The 15,307-nt window shown below is 46.7% G+C and carries 16 protein-coding genes; 10 read left to right on the top strand and 6 right to left on the bottom strand.

Features of this window, described 5'->3' with window-relative positions:
- Positions 1-12: 12 nt before the first annotated feature.
- Genes hyfH through hycI form a run of 4 tightly spaced genes read left to right on the top strand, consistent with a single transcriptional unit; the run spans position 13 to position 2,255 of the window.
- A complete protein-coding gene (gene hyfH, locus JC793_RS16610) occupies positions 13-564 on the top strand; it encodes a hydrogenase 4 subunit H (RefSeq protein WP_046893083.1) in 552 nt (183 codons plus the stop codon).
- Complete coding sequence (locus JC793_RS16605; RefSeq protein WP_046893082.1) at positions 561-1,343, top strand: NADH-quinone oxidoreductase subunit B family protein; 783 nt, start codon at positions 561-563, stop codon at positions 1,341-1,343. Before hyfH ends, JC793_RS16605 begins: the two co-directional genes overlap by 4 nt.
- Positions 1,336-1,770 (top strand): formate hydrogenlyase maturation HycH family protein, encoded by a 435-nt coding sequence (locus JC793_RS16600; RefSeq protein ID WP_166708590.1) that lies wholly within the window; start codon positions 1,336-1,338, stop codon positions 1,768-1,770. The genes JC793_RS16605 and JC793_RS16600 overlap by 8 nt, the downstream gene beginning before the upstream one ends.
- Complete coding sequence (gene hycI, locus JC793_RS16595; RefSeq protein WP_054425411.1) at positions 1,767-2,255, top strand: hydrogenase maturation peptidase HycI; 489 nt, start codon at positions 1,767-1,769, stop codon at positions 2,253-2,255. The genes JC793_RS16600 and hycI overlap by 4 nt, the downstream gene beginning before the upstream one ends.
- 503 nt (positions 2,256-2,758) lie before the next feature.
- On the opposite strand, the gene JC793_RS16590 is transcribed toward hycI, so the two are convergent.
- Together JC793_RS16590 and JC793_RS16585 are read right to left on the bottom strand one after the other, a co-directional pair.
- The gene (locus JC793_RS16590) at positions 2,759-3,337 is read right to left on the bottom strand and encodes a hypothetical protein (RefSeq protein ID WP_208323191.1); all 579 of its coding nucleotides are present in this window, start codon (positions 3,335-3,337) and stop codon (positions 2,759-2,761) included.
- 9 nt (positions 3,338-3,346) lie between these two features.
- Positions 3,347-3,826: an Hcp family type VI secretion system effector gene (locus tag JC793_RS16585; protein ID WP_107680440.1), complete on the bottom strand. Its 480-nt coding sequence runs from the start codon at positions 3,824-3,826 to the stop codon at positions 3,347-3,349.
- Between the two features lie 373 nt (positions 3,827-4,199).
- Between JC793_RS16585 and JC793_RS16580 the strand changes: the two genes are divergently transcribed.
- A complete protein-coding gene (locus JC793_RS16580) occupies positions 4,200-4,514 on the top strand; it encodes a hypothetical protein (protein WP_166708588.1) in 315 nt (104 codons plus the stop codon).
- A 59-nt stretch (positions 4,515-4,573) separates the two neighbouring features.
- Here the strand turns inward: JC793_RS16580 and JC793_RS16575 are convergent, their stop codons facing one another.
- From JC793_RS16575 to JC793_RS16565, 3 genes are all read right to left on the bottom strand, one after another.
- On the bottom strand, positions 4,574-4,771 hold the full coding sequence (locus tag JC793_RS16575) for a YbdD/YjiX family protein (RefSeq protein WP_004235011.1): 198 nt from the start codon (positions 4,769-4,771) through the stop codon (positions 4,574-4,576).
- A gap of 75 nt (positions 4,772-4,846) precedes the next feature.
- On the bottom strand, positions 4,847-6,949 hold the full coding sequence (cstA, locus tag JC793_RS16570; RefSeq protein ID WP_107680441.1) for a pyruvate/proton symporter CstA: 2,103 nt from the start codon (positions 6,947-6,949) through the stop codon (positions 4,847-4,849).
- Positions 6,950-7,238: 289 nt separating this feature from the next.
- Positions 7,239-8,441: a hypothetical protein gene (locus JC793_RS16565; RefSeq protein ID WP_218426728.1), complete on the bottom strand. Its 1,203-nt coding sequence runs from the start codon at positions 8,439-8,441 to the stop codon at positions 7,239-7,241.
- Positions 8,442-8,644: 203 nt separating this feature from the next.
- Here JC793_RS16565 and JC793_RS16560 point away from each other — a divergent pair, with 203 nt between their 5' ends.
- The 4 genes from JC793_RS16560 (at position 8,645) to JC793_RS16545 (ending at position 11,599) form a co-directional block, all read left to right on the top strand.
- The gene (locus JC793_RS16560) at positions 8,645-9,040 is read left to right on the top strand and encodes a type III secretion system chaperone (RefSeq protein ID WP_218426726.1); all 396 of its coding nucleotides are present in this window, start codon (positions 8,645-8,647) and stop codon (positions 9,038-9,040) included.
- A gap of 128 nt (positions 9,041-9,168) precedes the next feature.
- Positions 9,169-10,251, top strand: coding sequence for a protein-tyrosine phosphatase family protein (locus tag JC793_RS16555; RefSeq protein ID WP_218426725.1), 1,083 nt, complete (start codon positions 9,169-9,171; stop codon positions 10,249-10,251).
- Between the two features lie 68 nt (positions 10,252-10,319).
- The gene (locus JC793_RS16550) at positions 10,320-10,886 is read left to right on the top strand and encodes a hypothetical protein (protein ID WP_218426722.1); all 567 of its coding nucleotides are present in this window, start codon (positions 10,320-10,322) and stop codon (positions 10,884-10,886) included.
- A gap of 41 nt (positions 10,887-10,927) precedes the next feature.
- Complete coding sequence (locus JC793_RS16545; RefSeq protein WP_218426720.1) at positions 10,928-11,599, top strand: hypothetical protein; 672 nt, start codon at positions 10,928-10,930, stop codon at positions 11,597-11,599.
- A 49-nt stretch (positions 11,600-11,648) separates the two neighbouring features.
- On the opposite strand, the gene JC793_RS16540 is transcribed toward JC793_RS16545, so the two are convergent.
- Positions 11,649-12,560 carry an EamA family transporter gene (locus JC793_RS16540; protein WP_218426718.1) on the bottom strand — a complete coding sequence of 304 codons (912 nt, stop codon included), beginning with the start codon at positions 12,558-12,560 and terminating at the stop codon, positions 11,649-11,651.
- 496 nt (positions 12,561-13,056) lie between these two features.
- On the opposite strand from JC793_RS16540, the gene fdhF reads away from it, so the two are divergent.
- Positions 13,057-15,207, top strand: coding sequence for a formate dehydrogenase subunit alpha (gene fdhF, locus JC793_RS16535; protein WP_218426716.1), 2,151 nt, complete (start codon positions 13,057-13,059; stop codon positions 15,205-15,207).
- Positions 15,208-15,307 lie beyond the last annotated feature (100 nt).

The following is a 15,307-nucleotide window of genomic DNA, read 5'->3' as shown; positions in this document are numbered from 1 at the left end:
GGAGGGAATACCATGTTTAAACTGTTTAAGACCCTCCGCAATGCGGGGACAGCAACGGTCAAATATCCGTTCAAACCACTGGAAGTGGCACACGGGTTCCGCGGTAAGCCGGAATATGTGCCGGAGCAGTGCATCGCCTGCGGTGCCTGTATTTCTGCCTGTCCGGCAAACGCCCTGACGATGGAGACTGACCTGGAAAGTGGTGAGCGCCGCTGGCAGTTATTCCTCGGCCGCTGCATTTATTGCGCGCGCTGCGAGGAAGTGTGTCCGACCCGGGCTATCCATCTGACCGAAGAGTTTGAAACGGCGGTAATGAACAAAGCGGATCTCTATATGAAAGGGACATTCCGCTTACAGCACTGCCGTCAGTGCGGGGAAGCGTTCGCACCGAAAAAATCCGTGGAATATGCGATGGCGCTGATGGTGGCGTCAGGTATTGAAGAGAGCGGAATTGAAGCATTGCGGCCGATGTATGAAACCTGTCCGTCCTGTAAGCAGAAAAATAACCTGCTGAACAATGACCGTCAGAACTTCCGTCTGCATATTGAGGGAGAAAAATCATGAGTTTGCCTGAAATCCCGGTGAACCATCATGTCAGCGAACCGCTGAAGATGGATGAGCAGGTGGCGAAACTGAAAAGCACGCTGCTGAAAGATATCAAACGTTCAGCCTATGTTTACCGTGTGGACTGCGGCGGTTGTAACGGCTGTGAGATTGAGATCTTCTCCGCTATTACCCCGGTATTTGATGCGGAGCGTTTCGGGATCAAAGTGGTGGCATCACCGCGTCACGCGGATATTCTGCTGTTTACCGGCGCGGTGACCCGCGCTATGCGGATGCCGGCACTGCGGGCGTATGAATCCGCCCCTGATCCGAAAATCTGTATCTCTTACGGTGCCTGCGGTTGCGGCGGCGGTATCTTCCATGACCTGTATTGTGTCTGGGGCGGCAGTGAGCATATCGTGCCGATTGATGTCTGGATCCCGGGCTGCCCGCCGACACCGGCAGCAACCATCTACGGTTTTGCCGTGGCGCTGGGTCTGCTGAATCAGAAACTGAAAGGTCAGGATCATGTTGAGGCGGATGATGAGCGTGTGGAACTGCTGCTGCCGTCCGTTCCGCTGGCAACCCGTGTGATGATTGAACGAGAAGCGCGCCGTCAGGCCGGTTATTATCAGGGACGCGAAATCAGTGACCGCTTCCTGACGCTGCTGGAAAACGCCACACCGGAACAGGTGAAAGGCACGATGCAGACCTGGATGGATGAAGAGCAGGATCCGCGTTTGCGCGAAATCGTGAACCGCCTGGTGACCGTATTACAACAAGGAGGCATTCATGCCTGAACAGACACCCGATCATGCAGATACTGACGGAAAAGTGATCTTCTGGTCGCTGAGACAAAAGTTTGTCGACAGTGACGATGATGTGCCGGAAGAGGCTCAGCAGGTGATGTATTACTCACTGGCAATCGGCCACCACGTTGGCATGATCGATTGTCTGAATACGGAATTGATCTGCCCGCTCAGCGGTTATCAGTCCTGGGTGAATGCGCTTCCCGAAGGGGAGGCGCGCCGCAAGTTGCAGGGACTGATTACCTTCGGTGAAATCAATATCGATTCCACGCATACCAATATGCTGGCGCTGGCACTGGATCCGCTGACGAAGGATAACAATCCGGACTTCCGCGAATGGAGTGCCACGCTGATCCGCCTGCTCGGGGAGATTGAGCGTGAACCGGCTATTTACCTGATAGTGAAGCGCCGCCCATGAGTGAAATAACTGCAAAAAATGTGATGCTGGCTGTCGGTAACACCATGATGGGCGATGATGCTGCGGGACCGATGCTGTTTGACCTGATGGAACAAAACCCGGTTGACGGCTGGATTGCCGTTAACGGCGGCAGTGCGCCGGAAAATGTGGCGCATCAGGTGCGGGCGCTGAAACCGGAACGTCTGCTGATTGTTGATGCGGCGGATATCGGCCTGAACCCCGGTGACATCCGTATAATTGATCCGGATGATATCGCAGAGATGTTTATCATGAGCACGCATAACCTGCCGCTCAACTTTCTGATTGATCAACTGAAAGAAGATATCCCGGACGTCATTTTCCTGGGCATTCAGCCGGATCTTGTCGGTTTTTATATGCCGGTTAATGAGAAAGTCACCTGCGCGGTGCAGCAGGTTTATGATGCACTGCCGGGCTGGGACGGTTTTGGCGGATTTACCTTATTTGAAGGTGAAGACGAAGAGTGAGCCTGTTCCTCTGACTATCACTGAAACCGCCGCAGCAATCCGGCGGTTTTTTATGGATAAGGGTTCATAATATCTTCATTAATTCATCTTTACTTCTGAAAACTAAAACCCTAAGGATATAATCAACAAAATAAGACAACAGTGTTATCACAAAAACAAAGTGTATAATATATGAATTAATAAGCCAGTCACTTACCAGAAACTCACTATTTCTATTATGTGAATTTAAAATCCAGACAAAAATACAAATTAAATATGGAAATAAAAAATAGATGATAAATCTAAATTTTGGAGTGATTTTAACATCTGTTTTATATATAAAAAGAATGCTCAAAATAAATAAATAAATTAAAAAATACAAAGATAAAGTGGTTTGAGCGCCTATAACCAAATTAACATTTACAGAATGAGGGTAAAATCTGAAAAAATATTGATGGACTGTTTCAAAATAAAAAAATGCAGTGCTTAATGAAAGTGAAAAGTATAATATTAATACCTTGTATTTAGTATGCACCTGAAATTACCCCCCCACTTTTAGGATAATGCAGATCAATTAATTTTTCCCGAAAGTTCCAGGGATCCTCTCTGAAAATAATACTTTCCTCAAGTGAACTAAAAACTCCGCCACTGGATTTTAAAATTCTCAAAACTGTTCTCGAACAAGTAAGCCAATCAGCCATACCATGAGAAAAAATAAGCGATTTTATTTTTTCAGCTTGTTCTCTTGGTACTGTAAACTCAATAATTTGTACATCAGGGCCATCCCATAACTGAAATGATAAGTAATCATCCCAGTCAAACTCCGGATAATCAAAAAACTCCCCGGAACTGCGTAGTGTTCGGGGTTCATTTATATTGTCATAGCATTTTTTTGACGGGCAGCCAGAGTATCCTCCTGCGGGGTCATATAAAATAGCATCCTGCCCCTCACCTACAACTAAACCTGTATGCCCGATACCCCAATTATAATTAGAAACTACAAATATTTTCACAGGATCACTAATTAATGATTCTGAATGAACATCAGGAGAAGTAATGATTGGGATGTTGAATCTATTGAAATATACATCATTAATTTTCATTACATACCTCTACCGAATAGCTTCATCCCTGATTGAATAACCAGAGGTATTAGCAATATTATGTGAGCAAGTAATGCTCTCATAAAGGAGTGATATTTTTTCGATTGACTGTAAGTTATTGTCTGTTAATGAATTAGGCGACTCATTAGTAATGCGAATAATAGATGCTTTAGTTAGTCTTATTGTCTTATACGGCGTCATAACCCCACTTTTATCTATACGGTAATAATTAAAAATACAATCTAGTAATTCATTATTAGCAATAGAGGAAAGTAATAATGGCGATGCTTTATCATCAGCCTTAGTCATAAGAAATGGTGCATGTGAAACATTTTGTTTTCGTGCTAAATCATAGGTGGTTGAATACACAAGTATTTCATCAATATGATTTTCTTGATATTTGTTACCAATTGAATCGTAAGAGGAACAACCAGCAGATATAAGCCCTTGTTTACTACCTTTTAGTGTTAGATAGATAATGTCAGCCATGTAATATAATCCATTTACATTTAATAATTCCATGTTGTCAGGCCATTAATTGCATGAATTACGTTAATTTGCAATATAAAAAAGTATATACCTAAAAATGCGAATGAAAAGTCATAGATTGAAAATCACCATTCCCCTACGCAGTATTCAGCAGAAAATTGAAGAAAACGGGCAATCTGACGGCAAAGCAGTACCGGGATTTCCGGGATAACTTGGGTATCAGAAACGGCAGAGCATATACTAACTATTATGGGGTGCAGTTCAGAAATCCGGCGGTTTTTTTATAAATACACGGATTTAAGGTCGGTATTTGATATCCGGGCGGTGCATTTTTTCTTATGGTCTGAGCTTTATTTCTGAGAGTAAAAATACCATGAAAAAAATCGCTGTGATTATCCCGTTTGCCTTACTGCTGTCCGCCTGTGCCACCAAACAATACCCGCAGGCGGCTGCGATATCTGTTGAGGAATCCTCGTTAATGGATTGCCATGATATCAAAAAGGAAATTGCTATCACCCGCAGTATTGAGCAGGAAATTGAGAAAACCGGTGAATTTGACGGTAAAACGGTATTAGGGTTCCTGGGGGATTTTGGTATCGGAAACGGGATTGCCAAAGGGGATGCCCGCGAAAAAGTCTCTGCCCGTCTGGGGCAGCTGATGCGTTTACAGGAAAATAACTGCCGCTGATACATAAAAAAAATACCGCAAATTATTGCGGTATTTTTACATGAAGTCCGTTGTGCCGCTCAGCAGCATTTCGGGCCGCCTTTACTGCCGTAACGGGCATCCTGACGATCGCGGAAAAACTCTTCATAGGTCATCGGTGTCTGATCAGGATGGGTGTTTTTCATGTGCTGTACATAGTTATCGTAATCCGGCACGCCAATCATCATTTTGGCGGTCTGCCCGAGATAACGTCCTGCTTTTGCGAGAGTATCAAACATAATTATGACCCTGAACCTGTTGCGTACGGAGGAGCGGCATGTCTGCCGCTCCTTATTTCATCAGTATATCAGATTTTAGTGGGCAGATTTGCTGTTTGCCACTAAATCAAGATAGTTTTCCGGCATCGGTTCATACGGTGTTTCGTTATCAGTCGGTTTGTCTGATTTCAGTGCTTTCAGCGCGGTCTTCAGTGAGAAGACAGCCAGTACGACCACGACAACCATAAAGAACAGTGTCAGACCGGCATCGAGACGGTTATTAAACACCAGTTGTGACAGCTGCGACGCAGTGTACTGCGACGGGATATTACCGCTGTCAATCATCGCCTGGAACTTATTGGCTACCGCCAGGAAGCCGACACGGGCATCTTCGCTGAACACTTTTTCCCAGCCTGCGGTCATGGTACAGATTAACAGCCACGCCATCGGTACCAGTGCCACCCAGGCGTATGCCTGGCGCTTCATCTTGAACAGCACCACAGCACACAGCATCAGCGCCATACCGGCCAGCATCTGGTTGGCGATACCGAACAGCGGCCACAGGGTGTTAATACCACCGAGCGGATCGACCACGCCCTGATGCAGGAAGTAACCCCACGCCAGCACACACAATGCGGTGGCGATCAGGTTGGCGGGCAGGGAATCTGTCCGTTTCAGTGCCGGGGAAATCACACCCAGTAAATCCTGCAACATAAAGCGGGCGGAGCGTGTACCGGCATCCACAGCGGTCAGGATAAACAGCGCTTCAAACAGAATGGCGAAGTGATACCAGAAGGAGACATCCATCAGTCCGCCGAGCGCTCCGTGCAGAATATAGGCCATACCGACGGCGAGTGTCGGCGCGCCCCCTGCGCGGGAGATAATGCTCTGTTCGCCCACTTCATTGGCGATATTGGTTAAGGTTTCCGGGGTTATCTGGAAGCCCCAGCTGCTGACCACACTGGCGGCAGAAGCAACCACATCGGTGGTACCGGCCGGTGCCAGCATAGCCATCGGGCTGTTCATGGCGAAGTACACACCCGGGTCGATTACACAGGCAGCAACCAGTGCCATAATCGCGACAAAGGATTCCATCAGCATGCCGCCGTAACCGATAAAGCAGGCCTGGTTTTCGTTAGCCAGCATTTTCGGCGTGGTGCCGGAGGCAATCAGGGCGTGGAAGCCGGAGACGGCACCACAGGCAATCGTGATAAACAGGAACGGGAACAGATCCCCTGCCCAGACCGGGCCGGTGCCGTCGACAAATTTTGTCAGCGCAGGCATTTCCAGCATCGGGCGCATAATCAAAATGCCGATCGCCAGACCGACGATTGTCCCGATTTTCAGGAAGGTAGACAGATAATCACGCGGTGCCAGCAGTAACCAGACCGGAAGAACCGCCGCGACAAAGCCGTAACCGACCAGCATCCAGGTCAGCTGTACGCCATCATAATCAAAATACGGTGCCCAGGTCGGGCTTTCGGCCACCCAGCCGCCGGAGATAATGGCAAACACCAGGAAAATCAGACCGATAACAGACACTTCCCCGACACGTCCCGGACGGATGTAGCGGGTATAAATCCCCATAAAGAAAGCGAGCGGGATGGTAAAGGCGACGGTATATGTTCCCCACGGGCTGTGGGTCAGGGCTTTCACCACGATCATCGCGAGGACGGCGAGGATGATAACCATAATCATAAAACAGGCGATCAGCGCGATAACACCGGCGACATTTCCCATCTCCTCTTTGACCAGCTCACCGAGGGAGCGGCCGTTGCGGCGGGTGGAAACGAAGAGCACCATAAAGTCCTGCACCGCACCGGCTAATACCACACCGGCGAGCAGCCAGAGCATGCCCGGCAGATACCCCATCTGCGCCGCGAGCACCGGGCCGACGAGCGGACCTGCACCGGCGATGGCGGCAAAGTGGTGGCCGAACAGGACTTTTTTGTCTGTCGGCACATAATCAAGCCCGTCATTATTTTTAAAGGCGGGGGTCATACGGGTTGCATCGACTTTCAGCACTTTTTCAGCGATGTAGAGCCCGTAATAGCGGTAAGCCACCAGATAAATACAGACGGCGGCAACGACTATCCAGAGCGCATTGATCTGTTCGCCCCTGTTCAGCGCGATATACCCGAGGGCAAAGGCACCGACAATTGCGAGCAGTACGCCGGCAAGTTGTTTGAACGCTTTCATAAATTTCACCTGTCCGAATGAGTAAAGAGGAAGTAGTTTCAGTTTGTTATTATCCAATTGTACAGGAGAGGAATAACACTTATTTGACTTAGTTCCCAGCAGTAACCTGCGGATAAGATGGATTTATTTCATTATTGTTAGGTTAATCACTGTTAGCGGAATGTAGCGTGATTGTGGTTTCAGGGAGATGATAAGCGTGCGGAGTAAACCCTGACATTCAGAGGGGATATTGGCGGAATATCCCCTGCAAACCGGATTTGTTTCAGCCTGAAGCGGCCATTTTTACAGTTTATTTATTCTTTAATACAGCACGCTGATCAGATAAATCACTTGTATTATGATTATTTTCCAATATATCGAATAAATTTTTGAGTTCTTCTTCCGAAGATGAGGATGTCGATTTTATACCGGGATTAAACGTGGCACGCTGATCTGAAAGGCTTTCATTACGCAGGCTTTTATCCAGTGTCTCAAAGAGTTTCTCTCTCTCTTCTTTCAAAGAATAAGGTTCTGCTTTTATTTCAGAATAAAAATTACGGCGGATAAGGTCTTCGTAAATATCACGTTTATAATTATCCGTATTCGTATTCGTATCCGTGTCTGTATCCGTGACCCTTTCTTTATTTAATTTTTCTTTCTGTTTTTGATGTGGTTTTTGTCTTTCATTTTCATTTTCTATTTCATTTTTTATTTCTCTCTTTATCGCCTGAAAATCTGGGGCTTTCCTTGTTTCTGACTCATTGAATAGTATGCTGTAAATGTTTTCAATTATACTGTAGTAGACATCTGATATCATTTTTCCGGTTATTTCTCTTACTATAGGGATATCATGATAAATAAAGAGTTCCTCCGGTGTCATTGAGTTTTCATCTTTTATTTTTTCTTTGTTAAAATGTTCTACCAGAAATTTAAATTTCTCGGGTTCTTCTTTTTTGATGTCATTGATCAACGCTTTCTTTATTCCTAACATGTTTATTTTTTTAATCAAATCGTTATCTGATTTTAAAGGGTTCATCATGGAAATGACAGAGGCGCTTTTTTCTAATGTGCTAATATTTATGTATTTTTCGTTTATCAGGTCAATTATTTCTTTTTTTACTTTATCTGGTAGTTTCATGTTAATTTTTTCTGCTTCTTTATCTGACTCCCGGCAAATAATAGAGGGTAGTGCCGTTATTTTCTCAGATTCATACCATTCTTTTAATCGTTGATCTAATATTCTGATAATATCTTTGCCTTTATTTTTTGATTTTGCAGAAAAACCGGATTTTTCCAGGCTGCCTGATTCTGCATTAATCTGACATGCTAATATATCCTTACTTAGTCTGATTATATCTGTGGTTATATTAATATATCTCCCGTTAAATTCCATGTGTGTATTTTTTGCCTGAGATATTCTTTTCTGTAGCGTATCCATAAATGTCAATGTCGGCATACTGTTTGAGCAGGGTTTTTCTGCTGTTGGTTTTTGTGTGGTTTGAATTATTTTCATGTTTTTAATTCCAAGTTATATATGAGATTTATTATTTTATTTTAATGTTATTTTTTATTCTTTAATAAAATGAAGATGGGATTGATTTTTTTGGTGATTGTATTCTTTTCTGTGATTACATTTTTCTATGAATCAGATATGAAAGTAATATCCGGATTATTTGTCATGATGAGATCATCATTTCACTAATCAGGGAAACAGAGATGCAGGATTTATCCTCTTTTCACCGCGCGGCCATGATGCTGTTGCACCATATCGGACTGGATTCCTCTCAGCCCGCCGCAGATCAACACTCATTTATGTTAACAATTGACGGGCGATATTCATTATCTTTGATTGTAATTAATGAGACAGACTGGTATTTGTCAGCAAATATCGGGGAGTTACCACACATTACGCAAAATAATGAATTGCTGCAAAAGTTTCTGAATCTCAATTCATTAACGCAGCTTTCCGGGCAACCGGTGATTTCCCTGAATGAAAAAAATGAATGGGTGGTCTGGAGCCGTTTGTCACTTCAGGGAGCAGAAGACAGTCATATTATTGAGTTATTTGACTATATTCTGAAGTCAGCAGATTACTTGTTGGACCTTGATTAACTGATACTACCAGAGGAATAATTATGTATGGGATCCATTCTGATGTTACATCCTGCCGCACTCCGAATAATGATGTTCTGCCACCGCCCCTCCCGCCAAGGTCAGCACAGCATCAGGGGCGGATAATAGTGTTACAGGAACCATTAAGCCGACTTCCGGCAGTGCCGTTTCGTCCTGCATTTATGAAGCCGCCGCCCTATCCTGCACCGATTCCGCCGTTATTGAAGCCGCCACCTTATCCTGCACCGGTTCCTCCGTTATTGGAGCCGCCACCTTACCCTGCACCGGTTCCTCCGTTATTGCAGGCGCGCCCGCGAATGCCATTACCGGGGGAGGCGGCACATCAGTCACCGGCACAGCGAAGAGGCCGGCCTGAATTCACTCCGCCCACAGAGTATATAAAAGCAGTACGATCAGGTGATGTATTTAAGCAATTGGAGATAAAAACAGCAGCTAAAGTGGAGCAGAATAATTTTCTTACCGACGTAAATCATCAGCGCTACAGGAATATCGATACTTGCAGAGCAACTCAGTTGTTTACACCGGAAAACAAGGGGTTGCCTGCAAATCAAATGAAAGTTGACGGGGTGAACCTGGCGATGCGCAGTCAGTACCCTAAGCCGGAAGGACTTCGTGATCATCTTTGTATGCTTGCGGATCAAAAACCGGGGGTGTTGGTTGTGCTTTCTTCCCGTGTTGATATCACTAACCGGCATCTTCCGGCGTATTTCTGCCGGAATGACTGCTATGGTGATATTTCGGTGAAATACAAAGTTGATGAGAACGTTAGTGCCCGCAGTACAAAGGTTGATAATCTTGAACTGAACAATTACCGGATAGAAATAACTGCAAACGGCAAAACAACACCGATATCGGTTATGCATGTTACAAACTGGGAAGATTGTACGACCATTGCTCCTTCGGCACTGAAAAAACTGGTTGAGTGTATCAATGGAAAAATTGAGCAGCAGACCAGACTGAACTCCGGCTACAAACCGCAGCCGTTTATTCATTGCAGTGCGGGGATTGGCCGTACCGGTGTTGTCGCCGGAGCGATTGAAATACTGAAGCCGGGTAATAAAAACATGCCGGAGGAAATTGTATTGCAGTTGCGTGAAAGTGGTTGTTCAAAAATGGTACAGACAAACGAGCAGTTTAATACATTGGTACAACTGTATAACGATATAAAATCCGACACTAAAACACAATAAAGCGAATTATTATGGGACCAACACAGGGAATACAGGGAACACAGGGATATCCGGATAGTCAGACTCTGATGAATAATATTTATGATTCAGCAGACAGTAACCGCTTATCGTCATATATCAGTACATCCGGGATTAAGTCTGTTTTATTGAATGCGTGGAATACAGTTAAATCTGCCGTTTCCGGCATGTTGTCATCATTTGGTTTGCATCTCAGCGAACAGCAGGGCAGTGATAAGCCGGGCAGAGTGATAACGCTGGAGAGGTTTTCGGCCAGAGAGAATATTTATGAAGACCCGAAAGCTTACCGTGTGGTCAGCGGTGAAACCGGAACAGCAGAAGCCGATGACCTTGAAAATAATCTTTATGAAGACACGGGAGCTTACCGTGTGGTCAGCGGTGAAACCGGAACAGCAGAAGCCGATGACCCTGTAAATCATCTTTATGAAGACACGGGAGCTTACCGTGTGGTCAGCGGTGAAACCGGAACAGCAGAAGCCGATGACCCTGTAAATCATATTTATGAAGATTTGGATGTTTACCGTGTGGTCAGCGGTGAAACCGGAACAGCAGAAGCCGATGACCTTGAAAATAATCTTTATGAAGACCTGGAAAGTTTACCGTGTGGTCAGCGGTGAAACCGGAACAGCAGAAACCGATGACCCTGTAAATCATCTTTATGAAGACACGGGAAGCTTACCGTGTGGTCAGCGGTGAAACCGGAACAGCAGAAGCCGATGACCCTGCAAATCATATTTATGAAGACACGGGAGCTTACCGTGTGGTCAGCGGTGAAACCGGAACAGCAGAAGCCGATGACCCTGTAAATCATATTTATGAAGATTTGGATGTTTACCGTGTGGTCAGCGGTGAAACCGGAACAGCAGAAGCCGATGACCTTGAAAATAATCTTTATGAAGACCCGGGAGTTTACCGTGTGGTCAGCGGTGAAACCGGAACAGCAGAAACCGATGACCTTGAAAATAATCTTTATGAAGACACGGGAGCTTACCGTGTGGTCAGCGGTGAAACCGGAACAGCAGAAGCCGATGACCCTGCAAATCATATTTATGAAGATTTGGATGTTTACCGGGATACAGACAATGTAATTGACTCAGGGAACATGGTGCTGGTCTGCGACGATACTTATGCTGTGCCACGTGATAGCCTGGATGCAGGCAGCAATGTGAAATCAGAGGAGCCGGGATATGAATCATTGCATGAAAATAACTATGCTGTGCCGTATAAGCCCGGAAATACGGTCAGTATACCGGATAATGACCGGAAGCACTCATTACCGGATGTACAATTACAACAGCGTATAATGAGAGAAAGACTGTACACGCTGTAATTTTGCCGGTCAGTCAGCCCGTAAACATCCGGGCTGACTGTTATTCTCTTCAGGCTGATTGTCTGCGTGTCAGCAGTGACACCAGACGTTTGCCGAATACCGTCAGAATCAGACCCGCCATAATAAAACCGAGACCGGCAAACTGCATCATGGTGATGGTTTCACCCAGCAGCAGCGCGCTGCTGGCAATCCCGGCAAACGGCACCAGCAGGGCAAACGGCGTGACACGCCAGGTTTCGTAACGGCCCAGCAGACGGCTCCATAAGGTATAACCGACAAACGTGGAGAGATAGGCGAGATACATAATTGCCCCCACGGTCAGCAGGCTGATATGGGAAATACTGCTGACAATCGCGTCCGCACCCTCCATCCACAGTGACATCAGGATAAACGGAACAATCGGCACCAGTGCACTCCAGGCGACCAGTGACATACCGTTGCAGTCCGGTGTCTCTTTCATAATGATACGGTTGCAGATATTACCGCAGGCCCAGGAGAAGCCCCCGGCCAGCGTCATCATCAGCGCCATCAGCGGAATATCGGTCAGACTGCCGCTGTCCCCGCCTTTCGCCAGCACGGTTAACCCGACAACGGCGACAATAATGCCGATCACCTGACTGATTTTCAGTGATTCTTTCAGGATCAGACCGCCGAGAACAATGGTAAAAAAGACCTGGGACTGTAATACCACAGAGGCGATTCCGGCCGGCATCCCGGCTTTGACTGCACTGAACAGAAAGGCAAACTGGCCGAAACAGATAGTCAGGCCGTAGATAACCAGACGATTCAGGGCGATTTTCGGACGCGGAATAAAGAAGACTGCGGGCAGTGCCACAAACAGAAAACGCAGCGCCCCGAGAAACAGCGGCGGAATACCGGTGACGCCCACTTTGATCACCACGAAGTTCACCCCCCAGATCACGGCGACCAGCAGGGCGATTAAAATATCATTAATTTTCATATCAGGTTTTTATCTCTCTTTTATTATTTTGATAATACGCGGAGCCACGCGCAGTATCCGTCAGGAAGAGCCGTGAAAAATTAAGTCGTTGTTACTGTCATTGTAAAACAGTACCGGGGAACCGATATCAACAGTCAGCAGGGAAATTTTCGTAAACTGTTATGAAATACGGAAAAAAACCGGCGGTGCGGATGATTGATCACCATCATATTGTACTTCTTTAACACAGTTATAATTCATCATGCAATTGTAAAATTGTTCTGAAGGGACGTGGCTGCGTCCGTGTCGTCATCTGACACCGGACAGGCGCGTTCGACATTTTTGACGATCCCGTCAGTGCCATCGCCTGTCATGGTCATAATAAAAAAATTAAAACAAACTATATTCAGTAAGTTAAAGGGTTTTTATTTCAGATTTAAAATTGGCATAAACCCTGCATGACTGGTGGTGATAAGGCGGTATTTATCCGCTAAAAGAAGATATAGGAGCAATGTTGATGGAAAAAGTCATCACCGTCTGCCCGTATTGCGCCTCAGGCTGTAAAATTAACCTGAAGGTGGAGAACGGGAAGATCATTGGCGCGGAGGGCGCGAATGGTCACACCAATGAAGGAGAGCTCTGCCTGAAAGGGTATTATGGCTGGGACTTCATTCATGACACCAAGATTTTAACCCCCCGCTTAAAGACCCCCATGATCCGCCGTCAGCGTGGTGGCAAACTGGAACCGGTCTCCTGGGAAGAGGCGATTGAGTTTGCCAGTTCCCGCCTGTTGGCTATCAAAGAGAAGTACGGCCCGAAAGCCATTATGACAACGGGTTCATCCCGTGGTCCGGGTAACGAAGCTAACTTCGTGATGCAAAAATTTGTTCGTGCGGCAGTCGGCAGTAACAATATTGACTGCTGCGCACGTGTCTGACACGGCCCTTCGGTTGCAGGTCTGCAGCGTTCGGTCGGTAACGGCGCAATGAGTAACTCAATCGTCGAGATTGAGGATACCAAATGTATTTTTATCTTCGGTTACAATGCCGCGGATTCACACCCTATCGTCGCCCGCCGCATTGTGAAGGCGAAAGAGAAGGGTGCACAGATTATTGTCTGTGACCCGCGCTATATTGAATCAGCGCGTCTTGCTGATATTCATTTAGCACTGAAAAATGGTTCAAACATCGCGCTTATCAATGCGTTAGCGCATGTGATTATTGAAGAAAATCTGCACGATAAAGCCTTTATCGATGGCCATACCGAGCAGTTTGAGGAATACCGCAAGCTGGTTGAGCCGTATACACCAGAGTCTGTGGAAGCGACCACCGGTCTGAAAGCCGATGACATCCGCAAAACTGCCCGTATGTATGCGAAAGCAGAAAATGCGGTCATTCTGTGGGGTATGGGTGTCACGCAGTTCTATCAGGGTGTGGAAACCGTCCGCGCACTGACCAGCCTGGCGTTACTGACCGGCAACCTGGGTAAACCGCATGTCGGGGTCGGTCCTGTCCGTGGTCAGAACAACGTTCAGGGTGCCTGTGATATGGGTGCACTGCCGAATACTCTGCCGGGCTATCAGTATGTGGAAGATAAAGCCGCTCTGGAGAAATTTGCCAAATTCTGGGGCATCGAAAAAATGCCTGACGAAAATGGTATTCCGCTGAGTGAGGTTCCGCACTTTATTGACGAGGGCGTACTGAAGGCGCACTACGTGATGGGTGAAGATCCGCTTCAGACAGAACCGGATCTGGCGACTATCCGCCGCACCTTCGATAAACTGGATCTGCTGATTGTCCAGGATATCTTCATGACCAAAACCGCGTCGATTGCCGACGTGATTTTCCCTGCCACTTCCTGGGGGGAACATGAAGGGGTGTATACCGCAGCGGATCGCGGGTTCCAGCGCTTCTATAAAGCGGTTGAGCCGGTCGGCGATGTGAAACCGGACTGGGAAATTATCAGTCTGATGTCCACCGCGATGGGTTATCCGATGCATTACAACAACACCAAAGAGATTTGGGATGAGTTACGTGAACTCTGCCCTATCTATTATGGTGCGACCTACGAGAAGATGGCGGATCTGGCGTATATCCAGTGGCCGTGCCGCGATGTGGCTGACAGTGATCAGGGAACAGAATACCTGTACGACGGCGGTATCTTTGATACCCCGAACGGCAAAGGTCAGTTCTATACCTGTGAATGGCGTCCGCCGATTGATCAGGTCAGTGATGAGTATCCGATGGTGCTGGCAACCGTCCGTGAAGTGGGGCACTACTCCTGCCGCTCCATGACCGGTAACTGTAAAGCACTGGCGGCACTGGCGGATGAGCCGGGCTATGTTCAGATCAATACCGCAGATGCGAAATCGCTGGGTATTAAAGATCAGGAACTGGTCTGGGTGGCATCCCGTCAGGGGAAAGTTATCACGCGTGCCAATGTCAGTGAACGTCCGAACAAAGGGGCGGTTTATATGACATATCAGTGGTGGATTGGTGCATGTAACGAGCTGGTGGCAGAAAACCTCAGCCCGATTACCAAAACCCCGGAATATAAATACTGTGCTGTCCGTGTCGAGCCGATTGCGGATCAGAAACAGGCTGAGCATTATGTTGTCCAGGAATATACCGGTATTAAGCGCCGTCTGCGTGAAGCGGCGGAAGGGTGATCATCCGTCTGTTATAATATGATAAAAACCGGCGTTCAGAAATGACCGCCGGTTTTTTTATATTTTCATTTTTTGTTTAATTATGATGTCAGACAGATTC

Origin of the sequence: Morganella morganii (assembly GCF_019242955.1) — a bacterium.
GTDB classification, from domain to species: domain Bacteria; phylum Pseudomonadota; class Gammaproteobacteria; order Enterobacterales; family Enterobacteriaceae; genus Morganella; species Morganella sibonii.
Note: the sequence above shows the minus strand (reverse complement) of the source record. Positions and strands in the feature narration are given on the sequence as shown.

Excerpts from the sequence above, each read along its gene's own strand:
- JC793_RS16565 (WP_218426728.1), bottom strand. The coding sequence starts at position 8,441 with ATGAAAATAATTCAAACCACACAAAAACCAACAGCAGAAAAACCCTGC.
- cstA (WP_107680441.1), bottom strand. The coding sequence starts at position 6,949 with ATGAAAGCGTTCAAACAACTTGCCGGCGTACTGCTCGCAATTGTCGGT.
- hyfH (WP_046893083.1), top strand. The coding sequence starts at position 13 with ATGTTTAAACTGTTTAAGACCCTCCGCAATGCGGGGACAGCAACGGTC.
- JC793_RS16580 (WP_166708588.1), top strand. The coding sequence starts at position 4,200 with ATGAAAAAAATCGCTGTGATTATCCCGTTTGCCTTACTGCTGTCCGCC.
- JC793_RS16540 (WP_218426718.1), bottom strand. The coding sequence starts at position 12,560 with ATGAAAATTAATGATATTTTAATCGCCCTGCTGGTCGCCGTGATCTGG.
- hycI (WP_054425411.1), top strand. The coding sequence starts at position 1,767 with ATGAGTGAAATAACTGCAAAAAATGTGATGCTGGCTGTCGGTAACACC.
- JC793_RS16585 (WP_107680440.1), bottom strand. The coding sequence starts at position 3,826 with ATGGCTGACATTATCTATCTAACACTAAAAGGTAGTAAACAAGGGCTT.
- JC793_RS16550 (WP_218426722.1), top strand. The coding sequence starts at position 10,320 with ATGAATAATATTTATGATTCAGCAGACAGTAACCGCTTATCGTCATAT.
- JC793_RS16600 (WP_166708590.1), top strand. The coding sequence starts at position 1,336 with ATGCCTGAACAGACACCCGATCATGCAGATACTGACGGAAAAGTGATC.
- JC793_RS16575 (WP_004235011.1), bottom strand. The coding sequence starts at position 4,771 with ATGTTTGATACTCTCGCAAAAGCAGGACGTTATCTCGGGCAGACCGCC.
- JC793_RS16545 (WP_218426720.1), top strand. The coding sequence starts at position 10,928 with ATGAAGACACGGGAAGCTTACCGTGTGGTCAGCGGTGAAACCGGAACA.
- JC793_RS16590 (WP_208323191.1), bottom strand. The coding sequence starts at position 3,337 with ATGAAAATTAATGATGTATATTTCAATAGATTCAACATCCCAATCATT.
- JC793_RS16560 (WP_218426726.1), top strand. The coding sequence starts at position 8,645 with ATGCAGGATTTATCCTCTTTTCACCGCGCGGCCATGATGCTGTTGCAC.
- JC793_RS16605 (WP_046893082.1), top strand. The coding sequence starts at position 561 with ATGAGTTTGCCTGAAATCCCGGTGAACCATCATGTCAGCGAACCGCTG.